Below are 16,852 nucleotides of genomic sequence, written 5' to 3' on the forward strand. Positions count from 1 at the left end.
CGGCAGAACAAGCGCGGCGGTGGCATTCTCATTCGGTAGCCGGTGTGGATTCCCGGCGCGACGGATGGGGTTCCGATGAAGGTCACGAGGCGAAATTTCGTACAGGGTCTCGGGATCACCGGTGGCGCCGGGTTGGCTTACGGGGCACTGGCGACGCTCGGATTCGCGCCCGAGGTTACTGACGGATCGGCACGCTACCGGCCGCCTGCCATGGGCGATCTCATCGGTAAGGCCGCGGGTGACGCCTCGGTGCTGGTGCTCGGCGCCGGACCGGCCGGGCTGTGTGCGGCTTACGAACTGCGCAAGGCGGGATACGAAGTCACCGTGCTGGAGGCGCGGCAGCGGGCTGGAGGTCGGGTGTGGTCGGTACGCGGCGGAACCGTCGAGACCGACCTCGACGAGGAAACCCAGACCTGCACCTTCGGCGCGGGTCACCACCTCGACCTCGGTGCCAGCCGAATCCCGCAGGGCCACCTCACGATCGACTATTGCCGTGAACTCGGCGTGCAGCTCCAGACGTTCGGTAACCAGAACGCGAACGCGCTCGTCAACTACGCAAGTAACACCGAGCTTTCCAGACGGTCGATTCCGTACCGCGCGGCCAAAGCCGATGTGTACGGCTATCTTTCGGAGCTGCTGCAAAAGGCGGCCGCGCGCGGGGCGCTCGACGATGTGCTCACCGGCGCGGACAAGGAGGCGTTGTCGTCGTTCCTGCGCGACTTCGGCGACCTGTCCAGCGATGGGCGCTATCTCGGATCGGCGCGCCGCGGACACGAGCCGACTCCCTTCGGCATGTCGGAGGTGATCCGCGGCGGTCTCGGTCGCGACTTCAGCTTCGAGTTCGGGTACGACCAGGCCATGGCGATGCTCGTCCCGGTCGGCGGCATGGATCGGATCTACGGCGCGTTCGAGCGGGAAATCGGCGCCGGCCGAATCCGATTCGGTGCCGAGGTCACCTCGATGATGAACACCGCGACAGGAGTGCTCGTCGAGTTCGGTCAGGACGGCAGGAAACAGTCCGTCACCGCCGACTACTGCATCTGCACGCTGCCGCCGAATCTGATCGGCCGGCTAGCGACCAACCTGCCCGCCGACGTGCTGGCCACGCTGCGCGCAGCGCGACCGGTGCCCGCGGGCAAGCTGGGCATCGAGTACGCCCGGCGCTGGTGGGAGCTGGACGACCGGATCTTCGGCGGAATCACCTACACCGACCTCGACATCACCCAGATCATGTATCCCTCCGACCATTTCAACGGTGACCGCGGGGTGATCGTCGGCTACTACAACACCGGCAGACGGCAGCTGGCGTTCGAATCCCGCTCGCACCGCGAACGTTTGACGAAAGCCCTCGATGCGGGCACGGCCATCCATGGTGCCAAGTACGGCCGTGAAATCCTCTCGTCGTTCTCCGGAAGCTGGCGGCGCACCCGGTATTCCGAGGGCGCGTGGGTCGAAGGACCCGGGTACGCCGAGCTGCACGCGCCGGTGGACCGCATCTACTTCGCGGGCGACTACCTCTCGAATGCGGTCGCCTGGCAGCACGGAGCCTTCACCTCCGCGCGCGAAGTGGTCACGGCGTTGCACGCACGCATCGCCACCAGGTGACCGGACGACCATTCAGTCGGTGATCGCGACCCGCCTGGTGGCGATGCGGTGCAGCAGACGAGCGGCCGTGCGAGCGGTGCGGTTGTCGATGTCGAGAGCCGGATTCAGTTCTGCCACATCGCAAACCGCGAGCTTTCCGCTGGCGGCGATATGGTCGGTGACCGCCTGAACGGTTTCCAGCGGTACACCGTAGGCAGCCGGTGCGCTGACGCCCGGAGCGACCGCGGCGGGCAGTACATCCAGGTCGATGGTGAGGTAGACCTGGTCGACCGATTCCAGGAAGCCGTCCACGAATTCCAGGACCGACGGGAGATTGCCGGTGCCGCAGTAATCGTCGAGCATGTACCGGACTCCGAGGCGATCGGCGGTTTCGAACAGCACCGGGGTGTTGCTCGGTTGACTGATGCCGATCACCGAGTACTGCCAGGCCGTACCTTGGGCTTGCTCCCACTCCGCGATCTGACGGAACGGAGTACCCGAGCTCGGCACCGGGTCCGGGCGCAGGTCGAAATGCGCGTCCAGGTTGAGAATGCCGATGCGCGTCGCGGCGGTGCGCTGCTCGGATCGCGCCAGGCCCAGGTAGGTACCCAACGCCACCTCGTGACCGCCGCCGAGGACGATCGGGAAGTGGCCGGAGTCGAGCGCCGCGGACACCACTGTGGCCAGTGCATCCTGGCCACCTTCCAGGTTCCCGTCAGTGACCTCGATATCGCCCGCGTCGTAGGCGCGCAAAGCTTCCGGGAGCGCCATGGACGCCAGCGCCCGGCGCAGGGCTGCCGGACCCGCGGCCGCGCCGAGTCGCCCCTTGTTGCGCCGGACGCCCTCGTCGCTGGCGAAGCCGATGAACACAGGTGCACCGGGTTCGCCTGTACCGGTGTAGGTTTCGACTGCTTGGTGCCAGCGCAGATGCTCCGGCCCCGTGCCGTCGACCCGGCCGGTCCACGACTTCGCCCTTGCCGGCGCGCTCATCGGCATACCTCGACGCCCGCAGTCATGATCGACCTCGATTCGCTCACTGCTCCTGCCTCACTTGTCATTTCGCTGAGTCCGCCAGGCGCGGACGGCTACCCCGCCCTGCCACACCTCCCGGACCAATGGCACACCTGGGCGGTAGGCCAGGTGCAGGTAAGAGGGCGCGTCGAGGACGACGGCATCGGCGCGCATGCCTGCTGTCAGTGCGCCGATATCGTTGCGGCGCAATGCCTTCGCTCCGCCAGCGGTTGCGGCCCAGACCGCCTCCTCGGGTGTCATGTGCAGATCCCGCACCGCGAGGGCGATGCAGAACGGGATGCTGGTCGTGTACGACGTGCCCGGGTTGCAGTCCGCACCGAGGGCAACCGTGACACCCGCGTCGATCAGTGCGCGCGCGTCGGGATAGGCATTGCGCGTGCAGAAGTCGGCGGCGGGCAGCACCGTCGCCACTGTCGAACTACCGGCGAGCGCCTCGATGTCTGCCTTGCTGACGTGCGCCACGTGATCGACCGATGCCGCGTTGTGCGCAACAGCCACCTGCACACCCGGCCCCTGATGCAACTGGTTGCCGTGCACCCGCGGGATCAACCCGGCGGCAGCACCCGCGGTGAGCACGGCATCGGCCTGATCGCGATCGAACGCGCCCTGCTCGCAAAACACATCGATCCACTTCGCATGCGGTGCACAGGCATCGATCATCTCCGCGCAGACCATCTTCACGTAGTCGTCGGCGCGGCCCGCGTACTCCGGTGGCGGCACGTGGGCCGCCAGCAGCGTCACCTCGTCGGTGAACTCAGCGGCAATCCGTACGCTGCGCAGTTCGCTCTCCACCGATTGCCCATAGCCGCTTTTGATTTCGACGGTGGTGCTGCCCGAGCGCAGCGATTCGTCCAGCAGCCGTCGCACGTTGGCGCGTAGCTGCTCGTCGGTTGCGGCGCGGGTCGCCGCGATGGTGGTGCGGATACCGCCCGCGGCGTATGGCTTTCCGGCCATGCGTGCCCCGAATTCCTCGGCGCGGTCACCGGCGAACACCAGGTGCGAGTGACTTTCGACGAACCCGGGCAGCACCGCCGCACCACCCAGGTCGTGCCCTGCGTCCGCGTCCGGCGCCTGCGCCGCCGGGCCGGCCCACGCGACCGCACCATCGTCGAAAACGACTGCGGCATCGTGGATCACGCCCAGCGCACCCGCGCCGAGCGCGGGGTCGTTGGTAACCAGCGTGCCGATATTGGTCAGCAGCACCGACACGGCTCAGCCTTCCGTCATGGGGACGCGCACGCCACGCTCCCGGGCCACGTCGGCGGCGTGCTCGTAGCCCGCGTCGACGTGCCGGATGACGCCCATCCCGGGGTCGTTGGTCAGCACTCGGGTGATCTTCTCGGCGGCCAGTTCGGTGCCATCGGCGATGCACACCTGGCCGGCGTGGATGGAGCGTCCCATGCCGACGCCGCCGCCGTGGTGGATCGACACCCACGACGCGCCGGAGGCGGTGTTGACCAGGGCGTTGAGCAGCGGCCAGTCGGCGATGGCGTCGGAGCCGTCGAGCATGGCCTCGGTTTCGCGGTACGGCGAGGCCACCGACCCGGAGTCGAGGTGGTCGCGGCCGATCGCGACGGGGGCGGACAGCTCGCCGGAGGCCACCATCTCGTTGAACTTCAGGCCGGCCAGGTGCCGCTCGCCGTAGCCGAGCCAGCAGATGCGAGCGGGCAGGCCTTCGAATGCGACCCGCTCCCCGGCCATTTCGATCCAGCGGCGCAGATGCTCGTTCTCCGGGAACAGCTCCAGGATCGCCTTGTCGGTGGCGGCGATGTCCTTCGGGTCACCCGAGAGCGCCGCCCAGCGGAACGGGCCGAGGCCCTCCTCGAACAGCGGGCGAATGTAGGCGGGCACGAAGCCGGGGAACTCGAAAGCCCGCGGGTAGCCGCCCTTTCGGGCTTCGTCACGGATGGAGTTGCCGTAGTCGAACACCTCGGCGCCGGCGTCCATGAAACCGACCATGGCCTCGACGTGGCGGGCCATCGATTCCCGGGCCTGCTTGGTGAACAGGCCCGGGTCCCGTTCGGCCGCGGTCTTCATGTCCGCGAACGGAATTCCGGCGGGCAGGTAGGACAGCGGGTCGTGCGCCGAAGTCTGATCGGTGACGATGTCGATCGGCGCACCCATGGCGAGCAGCTGCGGGAAGAGCTCGGCAGCGTTGCCCTCGACGCCGATCGACAGGGGCCGCTTGGCATCTCGTGCCTCAACAGCGAGCTGCAGCGCGTGCTCCAGGTTGTCGGCCTTGGTATCGAGGTACTTGTGCGCGATACGGCGATCGATGCGGGTCACATCGCAGTCCACACAGATCACGACGCCCTCGTTCATGGTGACCGCCAGCGGCTGCGCGCCACCCATACCGCCGAGCCCGGCAGTGAGGGTGATGGTGCCCGCCAGCGTCCCGCTCCCCCGGCCCGCCGCCGCGAGCTTGCGGGCGACCGCGCCGAAGGTTTCATAGGTGCCCTGCAGGATGCCCTGGGTGCCGATGTAGATCCAGGAACCGGCGGTCATCTGCCCGTACATGGTGAGGCCGAGTTCCTCGAGCCGCCGGAACTCCTCCCAGTTCGCCCAGTCGCCAACGAGATTCGAGTTGGCGATGAGCACCCGCGGCGCCCACTCGTTGGTGCGGAACACTCCGACCGGCTTGCCGGACTGCACCAGCATGGTTTCATCCGACTTCAGTGTCTTCAAGGTGCGCACCATGGCGTCGAACGCGGCCCAGCTGCGGGCGGCGCGGCCGGTGCCGCCGTAGACGACAAGGCTGTCCGGGTGCTCGGCGACCTCGGGGTCGAGGTTGTTCATCAGCATGCGCAGGGCCCCCTCCTGCTGCCAGCCGAGGGTCGTGAGCTCGCTGCCGCGCGGCGCGGATACGGGGCGGGCGCCGTCAGTGCGGTCGGACATGAAATCTGCTCCTTTGGATCGAGGGGCGGTGCGGGGGGCGAATCAGGCTCGGGTGTCGGCCATTTCGGTGTGCGGGGGGTAGATCATCCGGTCCGGCGGATTGCTGGAGCGGCGCGCGATCGGGTAGTAGATGGCGGCCGTCAGGAGAATGCCGACGATCCACGAGATATCCGCGCCGTCCAGCATTTTCGTGATCGGGCCGGTGTACATCTTCTGGGCCAGGAACGGGATCTGGGCGACGACGCCGATGACGTAGCAGCTCAGCGCGGTCACGTTCCAGCGGCCGTAGCGGCCGTTCACGTCGTACAGCGCTGGAATGTCCACGCGCTCTTTGGAAATCAGGTAGTAGTCGATCAGGTTGATCGCGCTCCACGGCGTGAACACCATCAGCAGCACGAGCACGAAGTTCTTGAAGTTGTTCAGGAAGTCCGCGCTGGCCGCGATCGCGATGAGCACCGAGACGCCGGTGAAGCCGACGATGTAGGCGGTACGCGCGGCCGTCGAGATGCGGGACTGCCCGTTGAACGCGGTGACCGTGGTCAGGATCGACATGAAGCCGCCGTAGGCGTTCAGACAGTTCACCGTCAGCTTGCCGACCACGATCACCAGGTAGATCAGCATGGCGATGAGTGCGGGCCCGGCCAGCTGGCCGACGAATCCGACCTGGTCGGAGAGGAAGGTCTTGCCGGCGCAGGCGGCGATCAGCACGCCCAGCGTCATCGCCCACTGCGAGCCGATCACGGTGCCCGCGAAGGTGGACCAGAAGGTGGTGCGCTCGCTGGTGGAGCGCGGCAGGTAGCGGGAGTAGTCGGCGACGTACGGTCCGAAAGTGAGCTGCCAGCCCGCGCCCAGGGAGATCGCGAGCAGGAACGTGGCGACGTGGAAAGGCTTGGTCCCCACGAAGTTCGAGACGTCGTACTCGCTGAAGAGCCGCACACACAGGTAGGTGAAGCCGACGATGCCGACGACCGTGGCGATCCGGCCGACGACGTGGATCAGCTTGTAGCCGGTCACCGCGACGAACGCGGTCAGCCCGCCGAAGATCAGGATGCCGACCACCGGGGTGTCGATGTGCAGGATCTTGTTGATGGCCTGGCCCGCGAGCACCGTGCCGGTGGCCGCGAAGCCCAGGTACATCAGGACGACCAGCACCAGCGGCACCACCGCGCCCTGCACGCCGAACTGCGCGCGGCTGGAGATCATCTGCGGCAGACCCATCCGCGGGCCCTGCGCGGAATGCAGCGCCATCACCGCGCCGCCGACCACGTTGCCGATCAGCAGACCGAGGATCGCCCACCAGGCGTCGGCGCCGAAGACCACGGCCAGCGCACCGTCGACGATCGCGGTGATCTGCATGTTCGCGCCGAACCACAGGGTGAACTGGCTGCGCGGCGAACCGTGCCGTTCATGGTCGGGTACGACGTCGATGGTCCGGCGTTCCGGAGTAAGCCCCGCTCCGGATTGATCGTCATGGGTCACTGGCTTGCCTCATTCACTGTGTGCCGCGTCACGCTCGCGGCGACTGAGGTGTATAGTCCTGTATAGACAACCGGCTGTCAAGTGCCCGGATGGAGCGTCCCAAAGCTCGATACACTTCAGCCGCCGGTAGATATCGGTGTGACTTCAGGGATGGGTGTGGGAGATGGCGATCGCGGCGGTCGACGCGGAACTTGCTGCGTTGTTCCGGGATTCGGGCCAGTCCGCGCCCGCCTACGAACGCATCAAGAACCTCGTGACCGCGCAGATCAAGTCCGGCAGATGGTCCGAGGGCGATCAGCTGCCGTCGGAGAACCAGCTCGTTTCCGCACTCGGCCTGTCCCGCATGACAATCAACCGCGCCCTGCGCGAACTCACCGCTGAGGGCCTGATCGTGCGGCATGCCGGAGTGGGCACCTTCGTCGCGGGCACCAAGGCACCGTCGTCGCTGTTCGAGGTGAAGAACATCGCCGACGAGATCCAGCAGCGCGGACACCGGCACCGCACCCAGGTGGTGTCGGTGTGCGAAGAGGAACTCGACCGGCGCTCGATCATGCGAGAACTGCTGCCGCGCCGGGTCTTTCACTCGATCCTCGTGCACTACGAGGACGAGGTGCCGATCCAGGTGGAGGACCGGCTGGTCAATCCGGCCGAGGCGCCGGACTACCTCGACCAGGATTTCACCGCCCTGACCCCGAACACTTACCTGAGCAAGGTCGCGCCGCTGGAACGCGGTGAGCACCTCGTCGAAGCGGTGCTCGGTTCCGCCGAGGAATGCCGGCTGCTCGGCATCGAACGCGGCGAACCGTGCCTGCTCATCCGCCGCCGCACCTGGTCCTCGACCGGATTGGTGAGCGCCGCCCGGCTGGTCCATCCCGGGTCCCGCAACCGGCTCGAAGGGGTCTTCGGCAACCGCTGAACCGGCGCCGATTCCGTTGCTACAGTTCCGGAATGGCAGACGCGGCGGCGGTTGAGCTGCGGCCCGGGCGGGCGGCGGACGCCCCCGAGGTCGCGCGGATCTGGTACGACGGCTGGCAGGACGGGCATCTCGGCAACGTGCCCGACGCCCTGCTCGCGGTGCGGCCGCGGGAATCATTCGATACACGTGCGGCACAACGGGTTCCGGATACCACGGTCGCGACCGTCGACGGTGCGGTGGCCGGGTTCGTGATGGTCGAGGACGACGAAGTGGAGCAGGTCTACGTCGGCGAGAAGTATCGCGGCAGCGGCGTGGCCGCGCTGCTGCTCGCTGCCGCCGAGCAGCTGGTCCGCGACCACGGCCATCGCCGGGCCTGGCTGGCCGTGGTCGCGGGCAATGCCCGGGCGCGCCGGTTCTACGAACGCAACGGCTGGATCGACGAGGGCGAATTCACCCACGCCGCACCGGGTCCCGATGGTCCGGTCGCGGTGCCGGCGCATCGCTATATCAAGCACTTGGCCTAGCGGCGCTCATTTGCCGATGTGCTGCCGCATCTTCTCGTAGTCGGGATGCAGCTTGCACCAGGCCGGTACGCGGTCGGCGTCGTAGGCGCGCATGGTGTGTTCCAGTTCCCGGATATCGCGCCAATGCGTGGCATCGCGATACAGCAACCCGATTTCGTCGGCCTGGAAGCTGCCGCCGGTATTGCGGGCCACCCATTGCGGCCCGAAGTTGATGTACTTCAAGAATTCCAGGCCCGCCTGGGTGCCGTATTGCTGAGCGTAGGTAGGGTTTTCGAGTTGCAGGCCCTGAAATCCGAGCTGGGACTTCGGGTTCTTACCCAGGTACGGCCAGCCCACCACCGTGATCAGGACCAGACCGTAGGGCACCCGAGTGTGGTTGGTCTGCGCGAGGACGCCTTGGAACAGGCCGTTGTTGGATCCGATCGCTTCCAGATACGACGTCATCGACGGATCCTGGCTGTTGCCATAGTTTCCGGTGTGCGGGTTACGGAAGATCACCAGGTCGAATGGGCCGTAGGAGGGGTGACCGACCGCGTTCACGCCCAGTTCGACGTTGACGCCCTTCGCTTTCAGGGCCGCGATGTTGTCCAGCACTCGCGGCCCATACTGACGCTTCAGCTGGTCGAGGGTGCGCAGCTCGGTGGCCATCACATCCACCGGCACATGGGCGGCCGAGTTCTGTGGGTCGAACGCCGCATAGGCCGGCAGTTGCAGCGCTTTCAGAGCTTCCTGCAAATACTCGATCACGTAGGAGAAATCGCCGCAGCCGTAGAGGATTACACGCATGGGAATACCTGCGATTCTGCAAAAGATTGTCGCATTCCGGCATAATGCCGGAATCTCACGATCCCAGTGTATGAGTGGAACATGTTGTGCCGCAGGCAATTCAGCCGCAGCCAAAAGGACACTCCGGTCGGTTCGCACGGAAAGTGTATTTGCTGAAAACGCCGGTGGTTCGGCAAGATCGGACACATGATCGCTGACCGCCGTACTCGTGCCGTCGCGTCGCTGCACGGCTTGGCCGTCGGCGACGGATTCGGCTCCTCCTTCTTCGTCCCGGGCACCTTCCGGGGCCTGCAAACCCGCACCTTGCCGCGCGCACCGTGGTTCTGGACCGACGACACCGAAATGGCCTGCTCGGTCTACGCCGTGCTGGACCGGCTCGGGCGTATCGACCAGGACGCACTGGCCGCATCCTTCGCCAAGCACCACGACTTCGACCGGGGCTACGGCGCGGGCGTGAACCGGATGCTGCGCCTGATCCGTCAGGAAAACGGAGACTGGCGCGCACTGGCGCGCGCCGCGTTCGACGGAAAGGGGTCCTGGGGAAACGGCGGCGCGATGCGGGTCGCACCGCTCGGCGCGTTCTTCGCCGACGACCTCGATCGGGTCGTGCGGGAGGCCGCGGCGTCGGCGGAAGTTACCCACACGCACCCCGAGGGCATTGCGGGAGCCATCGCGGTAGCCGTCGCCGCCGCACTGGATCTCCGCGGACCCGAACTACTGGCCGCGGTCGCCGAGCGCACCCCGCCCGGCCTGGTCCGCAGCGGCATCGAAACCGCCGCCGGACTGCTCCATCTCCAGGATTCCCGCAGTGCCGCAGCCACTCTCGGCACCGGCCGCGATGTCTCCGCGCCCGATACCGTCCCGCTCTGCCTCTGGGCGGTCGCGAAGTACCCGCACGATTTCGCCGAAGCGTTGTGGGCCACCGCCGTCGCCTCCGACGATGTCGACACCACCTGCGCCATCGTCGGCGGCATCCTTGCCGCCCGCCTGGGGATCGACGCGATCCCCTCGGAGTGGTTGCGGAGCTGCGAACCCCTTCCGAAGTGGGCCGGATTACCTTCGGGGACAGTAGAACTCTGGTCGGGCTGGAGCGCCCCGGACGATCGCTATTCCATCGACTGAATCCGTCGTCCCGGCATGCATTCGGCCGGGACCCGGACGTTCATTCCGAACGCTGGGCCCCGGCCGAGGAATACGCTGATTTACGCCTGCACTGGAGCTTCGACCGCTGCGGGCTTACCCGAACCGTCGGAATCCCCACCGCCACGCAGCTTCCGGATCGCCATCGCGATCACCGGCCACAGCAGAATCACCGCGATGATCGCGTAAACGATTCTGGCGAACCAGGTATCGATTAGCCCGCTCAGCGCGCCATCACTGATCTGTAACGCGCGCCGCATCTGCATCTCCGCGTTCGGTCCCAGGATCACGCCGATGATCGCGGGCAGCAGCGGCAGCCCGAATCTGCGCATGATGAAACCGATTACGCCGATCACCAGCAGCAGCACCAGGTCCACCACATCACCGGAGACCGCGTACGCACCGACGCTGGCGAAGAACAGGATGCCCGCGTACAGGTACGGCCGTGGGATGCGCAGCAGCTTCGCCCACACCGGAGCGAGCGGCAGATTCAGCACCAGCAGCAGCACGGTGCCGATGAACAGGCTCGCGATGAGCGTCCACACCAGTTCCGATTCCCGTTGGAACAGCAGGGGTCCCGGCTGGATGCCGTACTGCTGGAAGGCCGCCAGCATGACCGCCGCGGTCGCCGTCGTCGGCAGGCCGAGGGTCAGCATGGTGGTCAAGGTGCCCGCCGCCGACGCGCTCGCGGTCGACTCCGGGCCGGCGACGCCTTCGATGGCGCCCTTGCCCCACTCGTCCTTGTGCTTGGACAGCCGCTTCTCGGTCGCATAGGACAGGAACGTCGGGATTTCCGCACCACCCGCCGGCACCGCGCCGAACGGGAATCCGATGAAAGGCCCCCTCAACCAAGCCTTCCAGGAACGGTCGAAATCCTTGCGGCTCAACCAGGCTCGGCCGACCGGAATCGCCGTGCCGGGGCGGCGGCGCAGATGCGCTGCGACCCACAGAGCCTCGCCCACTGCGAAAAGCCCTACGGCGACGATGATTACGTCGATACCGTCTGCCAATTGCAGTGACCCGAAGGTAAGGCGCTGCTGACCGGTGATCGGGTCCAACCCGATCAGGCCCAACGTCAAACCGATTCCGAGCGACGCGAATCCGCGCACCCGCGAGCTGCCGAGCACCGACGTGACGGCGATGAACGCCAGCAACATGATCGCGAAGTAGTCGGGTGCGCCGATATCCACCGCGAACTTCGCCACCAGGGGTGCGGTCAGCACCAGCAGCGTGGTGCCCGCGATACCGCCGATGAAGTGCCCGATGGCCGCGGTGGCCAGCGCTTGCGCGCCCCGGCCCCGCTTCGCCATCGGATGGCCCTCGATGGCGGTGACCACCGAGGCGGTCTCACCCGGGGTATTCAGCAGGATCGAGGTAGTCGACCCACCGAACATGCCGCCGTAGTAGATACCGGCGAACATGATGAACGCGCCCGTCGGCTCGATGCTGTAGGTGATGGGCAGCAGCAACGCCACCGCCATCGCCGGCCCGATGCCGGGCAGCACGCCGATGGCGGTGCCCAGCAGCACACCCACCGCGGCCAGCAGCAGATGCGTCGGAGTGAGGGCGGTGCCGAAGCCCGCCATCAAATTGGATAACGCGTCCACCTCAGAGAATTCCTTCCAACGGTCCCCCGGGCAACGTGACGCCCAGCAATTCGCCGAACACCACGTAGGTCACCAGGGCCAGCGCCACCGCGATCAGCGGGTCGCGCACCAAGTGCCTGCTGCCCAGCGCGAATGCCGCGCCCCAGAACAGGAGCGTGCCCGCGATCGGGAACCCGACGATGTCGATCAGCACGATGTTCGCGACGAACACCCCGATCAGCAGGGCGACGGTCCGCCATTCGGGCGGCGTGGACAGGTCGACGTCCTCGCCGCCTTCGGCTTCACCGCGGCCACCGCGCAGCACATCGAAGGCCAGTGCGACGGCGACGAGCACCAGCAACGCGCCGACCACCAGCGGCATCGCCTTCGGCCCGACGGGGCCGCGCTGGGTGAAGCTGGTCGACATCCGCATGGCGTCGACGATCACCACGGCGCCCGCACCGGCGAGCAATACCGAGACCACCAATTCGGAGCGGTCCTGGAACCAGCCGGCCACACCGGTGCGCGATTCCGGGACGCGGTGCTCCGGCCCGGCGCTCGTCTCCGAGTCGCCGGGCTCCGGGGCTGCCGAAGTCATGCCAGCCCCAGATCCTTCAGCACGGCGCCGCACTGGTCGGTCTGCTGCTGGATGAAGGTGCCGAACTCCGCGCCGGACAGGAACGCCTCGCCCCAGCCGTTGGTGCGGACCGCTTCCTTCCATTCCGCGGACTCGTGCATCTTGGTGTACGCGTCGATCAGGGCCTTGCGCTGTTCGTCGCTGATGCCGGGCGGTGCGACCACGCCACGCCAGTTGGTGAATTCCACATTGATACCGGCCTCTTTCAAGGTCGGCGCGGTCACGCCGTCGATGCGCTTGGGTCCGGTCACCGCGAGTACGCGCAGTTCACCGGCCTGGATCTGGTCCAGGTATTCACCGACACCCGAAACGCCGAACGCGATCTTGTTGCCGAGCACCGAGGCCAGCAGCTCGCCGCCGCCGTCGAAGGGGACGTAGTTGACCGCCTTCGGTTCGATGCCGATGGCCTTGGCCACCAGCATCGGGGCCAGGTGATCCGGACCGCCGGGCGAGGAACCGCCGCCGACCGGGACCGCGCCCGGGTTCGCCTTCCAGTCCGCGACCAACTGGTCGATGGAGGTGTACTTGGAGTTCTTGGAGACGACGATGATGTCGGGCTCGTCGATGAGCCGGGCGATCGGCGTGGTGTCGGTCAGCTTGGACGGCGACTTGTTCGTGTAGACGCTGCCCACGACGCCCAGGCCCATCTGCATGACCAGTTTGCCGTTGCCCTTCTCCCCGACCAGCCGGCCCAGGCCCACCGTGCCGCCGGCGCCGGGCAGGTTGAAGACCTCCACCGAGCGGGCGACGCCGGCGTCCTCCATGACCTTCGCCGAAGTACGGGCGGTGATGTCGTAGCCGCCGCCGGGCGAGTTCGGGACCATGATCCGGACGCCGGACAACTTGTCGGCCGAGCCGCTCGCGCCATTGCAGGCGGTCAGGGCGACGGCCGCGAAGACACCGACGAACGCGGTCAGCAACTTCCGAGTTTTCACTGGAGATCCTCATCTCTCATCGTTGAGCTGGGAGGAATTGTGAGCTGGCGCACGTGGTCCTGTCTGCTTTGCGTCCACAACGTTTGTTGTGGTCATAGTGTTCACGCCGAACATGACCCATTTCAGCGGGGTAGCGGCGACACTGGCTGCGGGCAAGTTTCACAGGAGGTAGGCGTGGGCAAGAAGGGCTCACTGGCACGGCAATTGCTTGCCCTGCAGTTGCTGATCGTGCTGGTGCTGCTCGCCGCGGTCGCCGCGGTGGTGGTCGCGCAAGTGAGCGAGACGTTCCGCAACACCGAGTCACGGCGCATGCTCGGCATCGCCGAGGACGTCGCCGCCAACCCGAGCTTGCGGGTGTTGCTGGCCGATCCGAAACAACATTTGCTGCTGGCCCCGTTCGCGACAGCCGCACAGGTCGCCTCCGGTGCGGACGAGGTCGTCATCGCCCGGGCCGACGGCAAAGTGCTCACCTCCCAGGACCCTTCGGAGATCAACAAACCGCTGCGGCTGGCCGACTCCACGGTCGGCGAGGGCCGGGCCTGGGTCGGCGAGATCGACGACGCGGTGGTCGCGCACGTGCCGGTGATCGGGCAGGGCGATCATCAGGTCGTCGGCTATGTCGCGGCGAAGAAGGAACAGCCCGCGATCTGGCAGATCCTCACCGAATCCTTCCCCGGGCTGCTCAGCCTGCTCGGGATCGCCACCGCGGTCGGCGTCGCCGGATCGCTGTCGCTGTCCTGGTGGGTGAAGCGGCAGACGTTCGGGTTGGAACCGGCCGAGATCGCGGGACTCGTCGAACATCGCGAGGCGATGTTGCACGGCGTCCACGAAGGTGTGGTCGGCTTGGACCAGCAGCATCGGGTCACCCTGGTCAATGATCAAGCCAAAGATCTACTGACACTGGGCGATGTGGTCGGGCACAGCGTCTACGAGCTCGGACTGAACGAACGTCTGCTCGACGTGTTCACCGGGAAAGCCGAGGGCACCAACCTGATCGGGCTGCGCCGCGGCAAAGTGCTGGTGATGAACCGGACTCTGATCCAGTGGGATCAGCGCACGCTGGGAGCGGTGGTGACGCTGCGGGACCGGACCGAGCTGGTGCGGTTGCAGGATCAGCTCACCGAAAACCGCAATACCGCGGACACTTTGCGCGCCCAGACGCACGAGTTCAGCAACCGGCTGCACACAATTGCCGGGCTGATCGAACTCGGGGAGTACGACGAGGTTTCCCGCTACATCACGCGAGTCAGTGCCAATCGTGATCAGTGGCAAGCCGAAGTGACCGCGCGGATCGCCGATCCCGCGGTAGCGGCGCTGCTCATCGCGAAGTCGAGTCTGGCCGCCGAACAGGGTGTGGGGCTACGGCTTTCGGCTACCAGCTCGTTGTCCGAGGTGGATGCCGGGCTGTCCGGCGACATCGTCACCGTGGTCGGGAATCTGGTCGACAACGCCCTCGACGCGCTGTCCGGTCCCGGCTGGATCGAAGTCGACCTGCGGGTGCTGGATCGCGCCGTGCACGTGGTGGTCCGGGACTCCGGCCCCGGCGTCGCCCCCGAACTCGCGCGCGAGGTCTTCCGCCACGGCTTCACCACCAAGGCCGCCGCGGGCGGTCAGCGCGGACTCGGCCTGGCCATCACCCGGCAGGCCTGCGTCCGGCGTGGCGGCACCGTTTCGGTGCACAACGCCGACGGCGCGGTCTTCACCGCGACCCTGCCCATGGAGGTCACCGCATGATCCGCGTCCTGGTCGTCGACGATGACTTCATGGTCGCCAAGGTGCACAGCGGATACGTCAGCAAAACAGCGGGTTTCACCGTCGCCGGCGTCGCCCGCACCGGCGCCGAAGCCCTCCGCCTGATCGGCGACCTGCAACCCGATCTGGTCCTGCTCGACATCTACCTCCCGGACCTGGACGGCCTCACCGTCCTGCGCGGCATCCGCGAAACCGCCGAGGCCACCGACGTGATCGTCATCAGCGCCGCCGATGACGTCAACACCATCCGCACCGCGATGCGCGGCGGCGTCCTGCACTACCTCATCAAACCCTTCACCTACGGCGCCCTCTACGACCAGCTCCAGCACTTCGCCGCCCTGCACACCAAGCTCGGCGAAATCTCCCACGCCGCCCAATCCGACGTCGACCAAGTCTTCGCCGGCCGCCCCCGAAGCGCCCTAACCCTCCCCAAAGGCCTCACTGCCCAAACCGCCCACCTTGTCGAAACCGTCCTGCGCACAACCGATTCCGACCTCTCCGCCCAGGAATGCGCCGACGCCACTGCACTCTCCCGCGTCAGCGCGCGACGGTACCTGGAGCATTTCGCCGAAACCGGCAGCGCGGAAGTGCGGTTGCGCTACGGCGGAACCGGGCGGCCGGAGCGGCGCTACCGCTGGGTTGGCGCTTGATAACGGAGATCAGTCGAACAGCTCGGAGGCGGAAGACACCGTGAGGGCGCGGCTCAGCCAGTAGGACAACTGGCTCAAATCCGAGCAGGTCAGCACTCGCTCGCGGGTCGCCTCGTCGACTTCGATGCCTCGGTCCTCCAAGACCTCCACCACCGCTGAGGCCTTACCTTCAGCTCGCCCGATGCCCTGGTGGCGCAGAGCGAAGTCGCTTTCCCATTTGTAGGTTTCAGCAGAGAGCGCCATGATCTCCTCCAGCTCCAAGCGCGCTGCCTCCGGCAGACGCTTTCGGACATAGTCATAGTAGATGAATCCGCGTTCTTCGCCGAAGGCCCCGATGGCCTCCGGAACCATCTCGAGTACTCGCCGCCGGTGCGTGTCGTCCACATGTCCCGGCACCGCCAGGAGGACCAATTCAGGCCATCGACGTGCAGATTCAGGGTCTGTGACCGGGGGTAATTTGCCCGGCCAGTACGTCACTGGGGTGAAGACGAATCCCGGGTGGCCGGTGTCGACGGATCTGCCGACCTTCGCCGCTGTCTCCTGGTCCGGGCAATAGGCCAGCAGCACTGCGGGGCAGTGGAATCGTTTGCGCAGATTGGTGACGTACTCGGGCCAGCTCTCCGCGATCCGCTCGCGATCGTCGCGGGTGCAGGTGTTCTGGACTTCGTGGATGACCGCGTACTTCGGTCGTTCCGCATGCTCTCCGACCAGCGATACATCCAGGTGCAACTCCATCGGCCCCAGCAACGTCACCGTCTCCGGGCCCAACCGCCAGCACAGCTCATCCGGCACGGGTAGGCCGAGCAGGTCGCGGGCCAGTTTCGGGCCCAGCTCGGGTCTTTCGCGGAACAGCTCCAGCGGCATCTCGTGATTGTTGGAGGGCACGACGCGAACGCTAGACCCGCCGACCGACAATTCGACCAGCTCACAGGCCAT

15 protein-coding genes are annotated in these 16,852 nt (G+C 66.7%); 6 read left to right on the forward strand and 9 right to left on the reverse strand.

Annotated features, from left to right (window positions below; all coding sequences use genetic code 11):
* Window positions 1–75: 75 nt before the first annotated feature.
* The gene (locus IBX22_RS09980) at window positions 76–1,605 is read left to right on the forward strand and encodes an FAD-dependent oxidoreductase (protein ID WP_194815009.1); all 1,530 of its coding nucleotides are present in this window, start codon (window positions 76–78) and stop codon (window positions 1,603–1,605) included.
* 12 nt (window positions 1,606–1,617) lie between these two features.
* Here IBX22_RS09980 and hutG read toward each other — a convergent pair whose 3' ends face one another.
* From hutG to IBX22_RS10000, 4 genes are read right to left on the reverse strand one after another with little or no spacing between them, the layout of a single operon-like run.
* Window positions 1,618–2,574, reverse strand: coding sequence for a formimidoylglutamase (gene hutG, locus IBX22_RS09985; protein ID WP_228538277.1), 957 nt, complete (start codon window positions 2,572–2,574; stop codon window positions 1,618–1,620).
* A gap of 57 nt (window positions 2,575–2,631) precedes the next feature.
* The gene (gene hutI / locus IBX22_RS09990; RefSeq protein ID WP_309234514.1) at window positions 2,632–3,825 is read right to left on the reverse strand and encodes an imidazolonepropionase; all 1,194 of its coding nucleotides are present in this window, start codon (window positions 3,823–3,825) and stop codon (window positions 2,632–2,634) included.
* A 3-nt stretch (window positions 3,826–3,828) separates the two neighbouring features.
* Window positions 3,829–5,511, reverse strand: a complete 1,683-nt coding sequence (gene hutU, locus IBX22_RS09995) for a urocanate hydratase (RefSeq protein WP_194815011.1) — start codon at window positions 5,509–5,511, stop codon at window positions 3,829–3,831.
* A 42-nt stretch (window positions 5,512–5,553) separates the two neighbouring features.
* Window positions 5,554–6,990 carry a cytosine permease gene (locus IBX22_RS10000; RefSeq protein WP_194815012.1) on the reverse strand — a complete coding sequence of 479 codons (1,437 nt, stop codon included), beginning with the start codon at window positions 6,988–6,990 and terminating at the stop codon, window positions 5,554–5,556.
* 163 nt (window positions 6,991–7,153) lie between these two features.
* Between IBX22_RS10000 and hutC the strand changes: the two genes are divergently transcribed.
* Both hutC and IBX22_RS10010 read left to right on the forward strand, forming a co-directional pair.
* Window positions 7,154–7,906, forward strand: coding sequence for a histidine utilization repressor (gene hutC / locus IBX22_RS10005; protein WP_194815013.1), 753 nt, complete (start codon window positions 7,154–7,156; stop codon window positions 7,904–7,906).
* Between the two features lie 32 nt (window positions 7,907–7,938).
* Window positions 7,939–8,430 (forward strand): GNAT family N-acetyltransferase, encoded by a 492-nt coding sequence (locus tag IBX22_RS10010; protein WP_194815014.1) that lies wholly within the window; start codon window positions 7,939–7,941, stop codon window positions 8,428–8,430.
* Window positions 8,431–8,436: 6 nt separating this feature from the next.
* On the opposite strand, the gene IBX22_RS10015 is transcribed toward IBX22_RS10010, so the two are convergent.
* Window positions 8,437–9,216 (reverse strand): Rossmann-like fold-containing protein, encoded by a 780-nt coding sequence (locus tag IBX22_RS10015; protein ID WP_194815015.1) that lies wholly within the window; start codon window positions 9,214–9,216, stop codon window positions 8,437–8,439.
* 186 nt (window positions 9,217–9,402) lie between these two features.
* Between IBX22_RS10015 and IBX22_RS10020 the strand changes: the two genes are divergently transcribed.
* Window positions 9,403–10,338, forward strand: coding sequence for an ADP-ribosylglycohydrolase family protein (locus tag IBX22_RS10020; RefSeq protein ID WP_194815016.1), 936 nt, complete (start codon window positions 9,403–9,405; stop codon window positions 10,336–10,338).
* Between the two features lie 80 nt (window positions 10,339–10,418).
* Here the strand turns inward: IBX22_RS10020 and IBX22_RS10025 are convergent, their stop codons facing one another.
* The 3 genes from IBX22_RS10025 to IBX22_RS10035 are packed head-to-tail and all read right to left on the reverse strand — an operon-like array spanning window position 10,419 to window position 13,514.
* Window positions 10,419–11,963: a tripartite tricarboxylate transporter permease gene (locus tag IBX22_RS10025; RefSeq protein WP_194815017.1), complete on the reverse strand. Its 1,545-nt coding sequence runs from the start codon at window positions 11,961–11,963 to the stop codon at window positions 10,419–10,421.
* Between the two features lies 1 nt (window position 11,964).
* Window positions 11,965–12,540 carry a tripartite tricarboxylate transporter TctB family protein gene (locus tag IBX22_RS10030; RefSeq protein WP_194815018.1) on the reverse strand — a complete coding sequence of 192 codons (576 nt, stop codon included), beginning with the start codon at window positions 12,538–12,540 and terminating at the stop codon, window positions 11,965–11,967.
* Window positions 12,537–13,514, reverse strand: a complete 978-nt coding sequence (locus tag IBX22_RS10035) for a tripartite tricarboxylate transporter substrate-binding protein (protein ID WP_309234515.1) — start codon at window positions 13,512–13,514, stop codon at window positions 12,537–12,539. Before IBX22_RS10035 ends, IBX22_RS10030 begins: the two co-directional genes overlap by 4 nt.
* A 174-nt stretch (window positions 13,515–13,688) precedes the next feature.
* Between IBX22_RS10035 and IBX22_RS10040 the strand changes: the two genes are divergently transcribed.
* Together IBX22_RS10040 and IBX22_RS10045 are read left to right on the forward strand one after the other, a co-directional pair.
* Entirely contained in the window at window positions 13,689–15,248 is a 1,560-nt protein-coding gene (locus IBX22_RS10040; protein WP_194815019.1) for a sensor histidine kinase, read from the forward strand.
* Window positions 15,245–15,916: a response regulator gene (locus IBX22_RS10045; RefSeq protein ID WP_194815020.1), complete on the forward strand. Its 672-nt coding sequence runs from the start codon at window positions 15,245–15,247 to the stop codon at window positions 15,914–15,916. The genes IBX22_RS10040 and IBX22_RS10045 overlap by 4 nt, the downstream gene beginning before the upstream one ends.
* Window positions 15,917–15,925: 9 nt before the next feature.
* Here IBX22_RS10045 and IBX22_RS10050 read toward each other — a convergent pair whose 3' ends face one another.
* Entirely contained in the window at window positions 15,926–16,801 is an 876-nt protein-coding gene (locus IBX22_RS10050; RefSeq protein WP_194815021.1) for a hypothetical protein, read from the reverse strand.
* Window positions 16,802–16,852 lie beyond the last annotated feature (51 nt).

Source organism: Nocardia sp. XZ_19_385, from assembly GCF_015355755.1.
In the GTDB taxonomy this organism is placed as follows: Bacteria; Actinomycetota; Actinomycetes; order Mycobacteriales; family Mycobacteriaceae; genus Nocardia.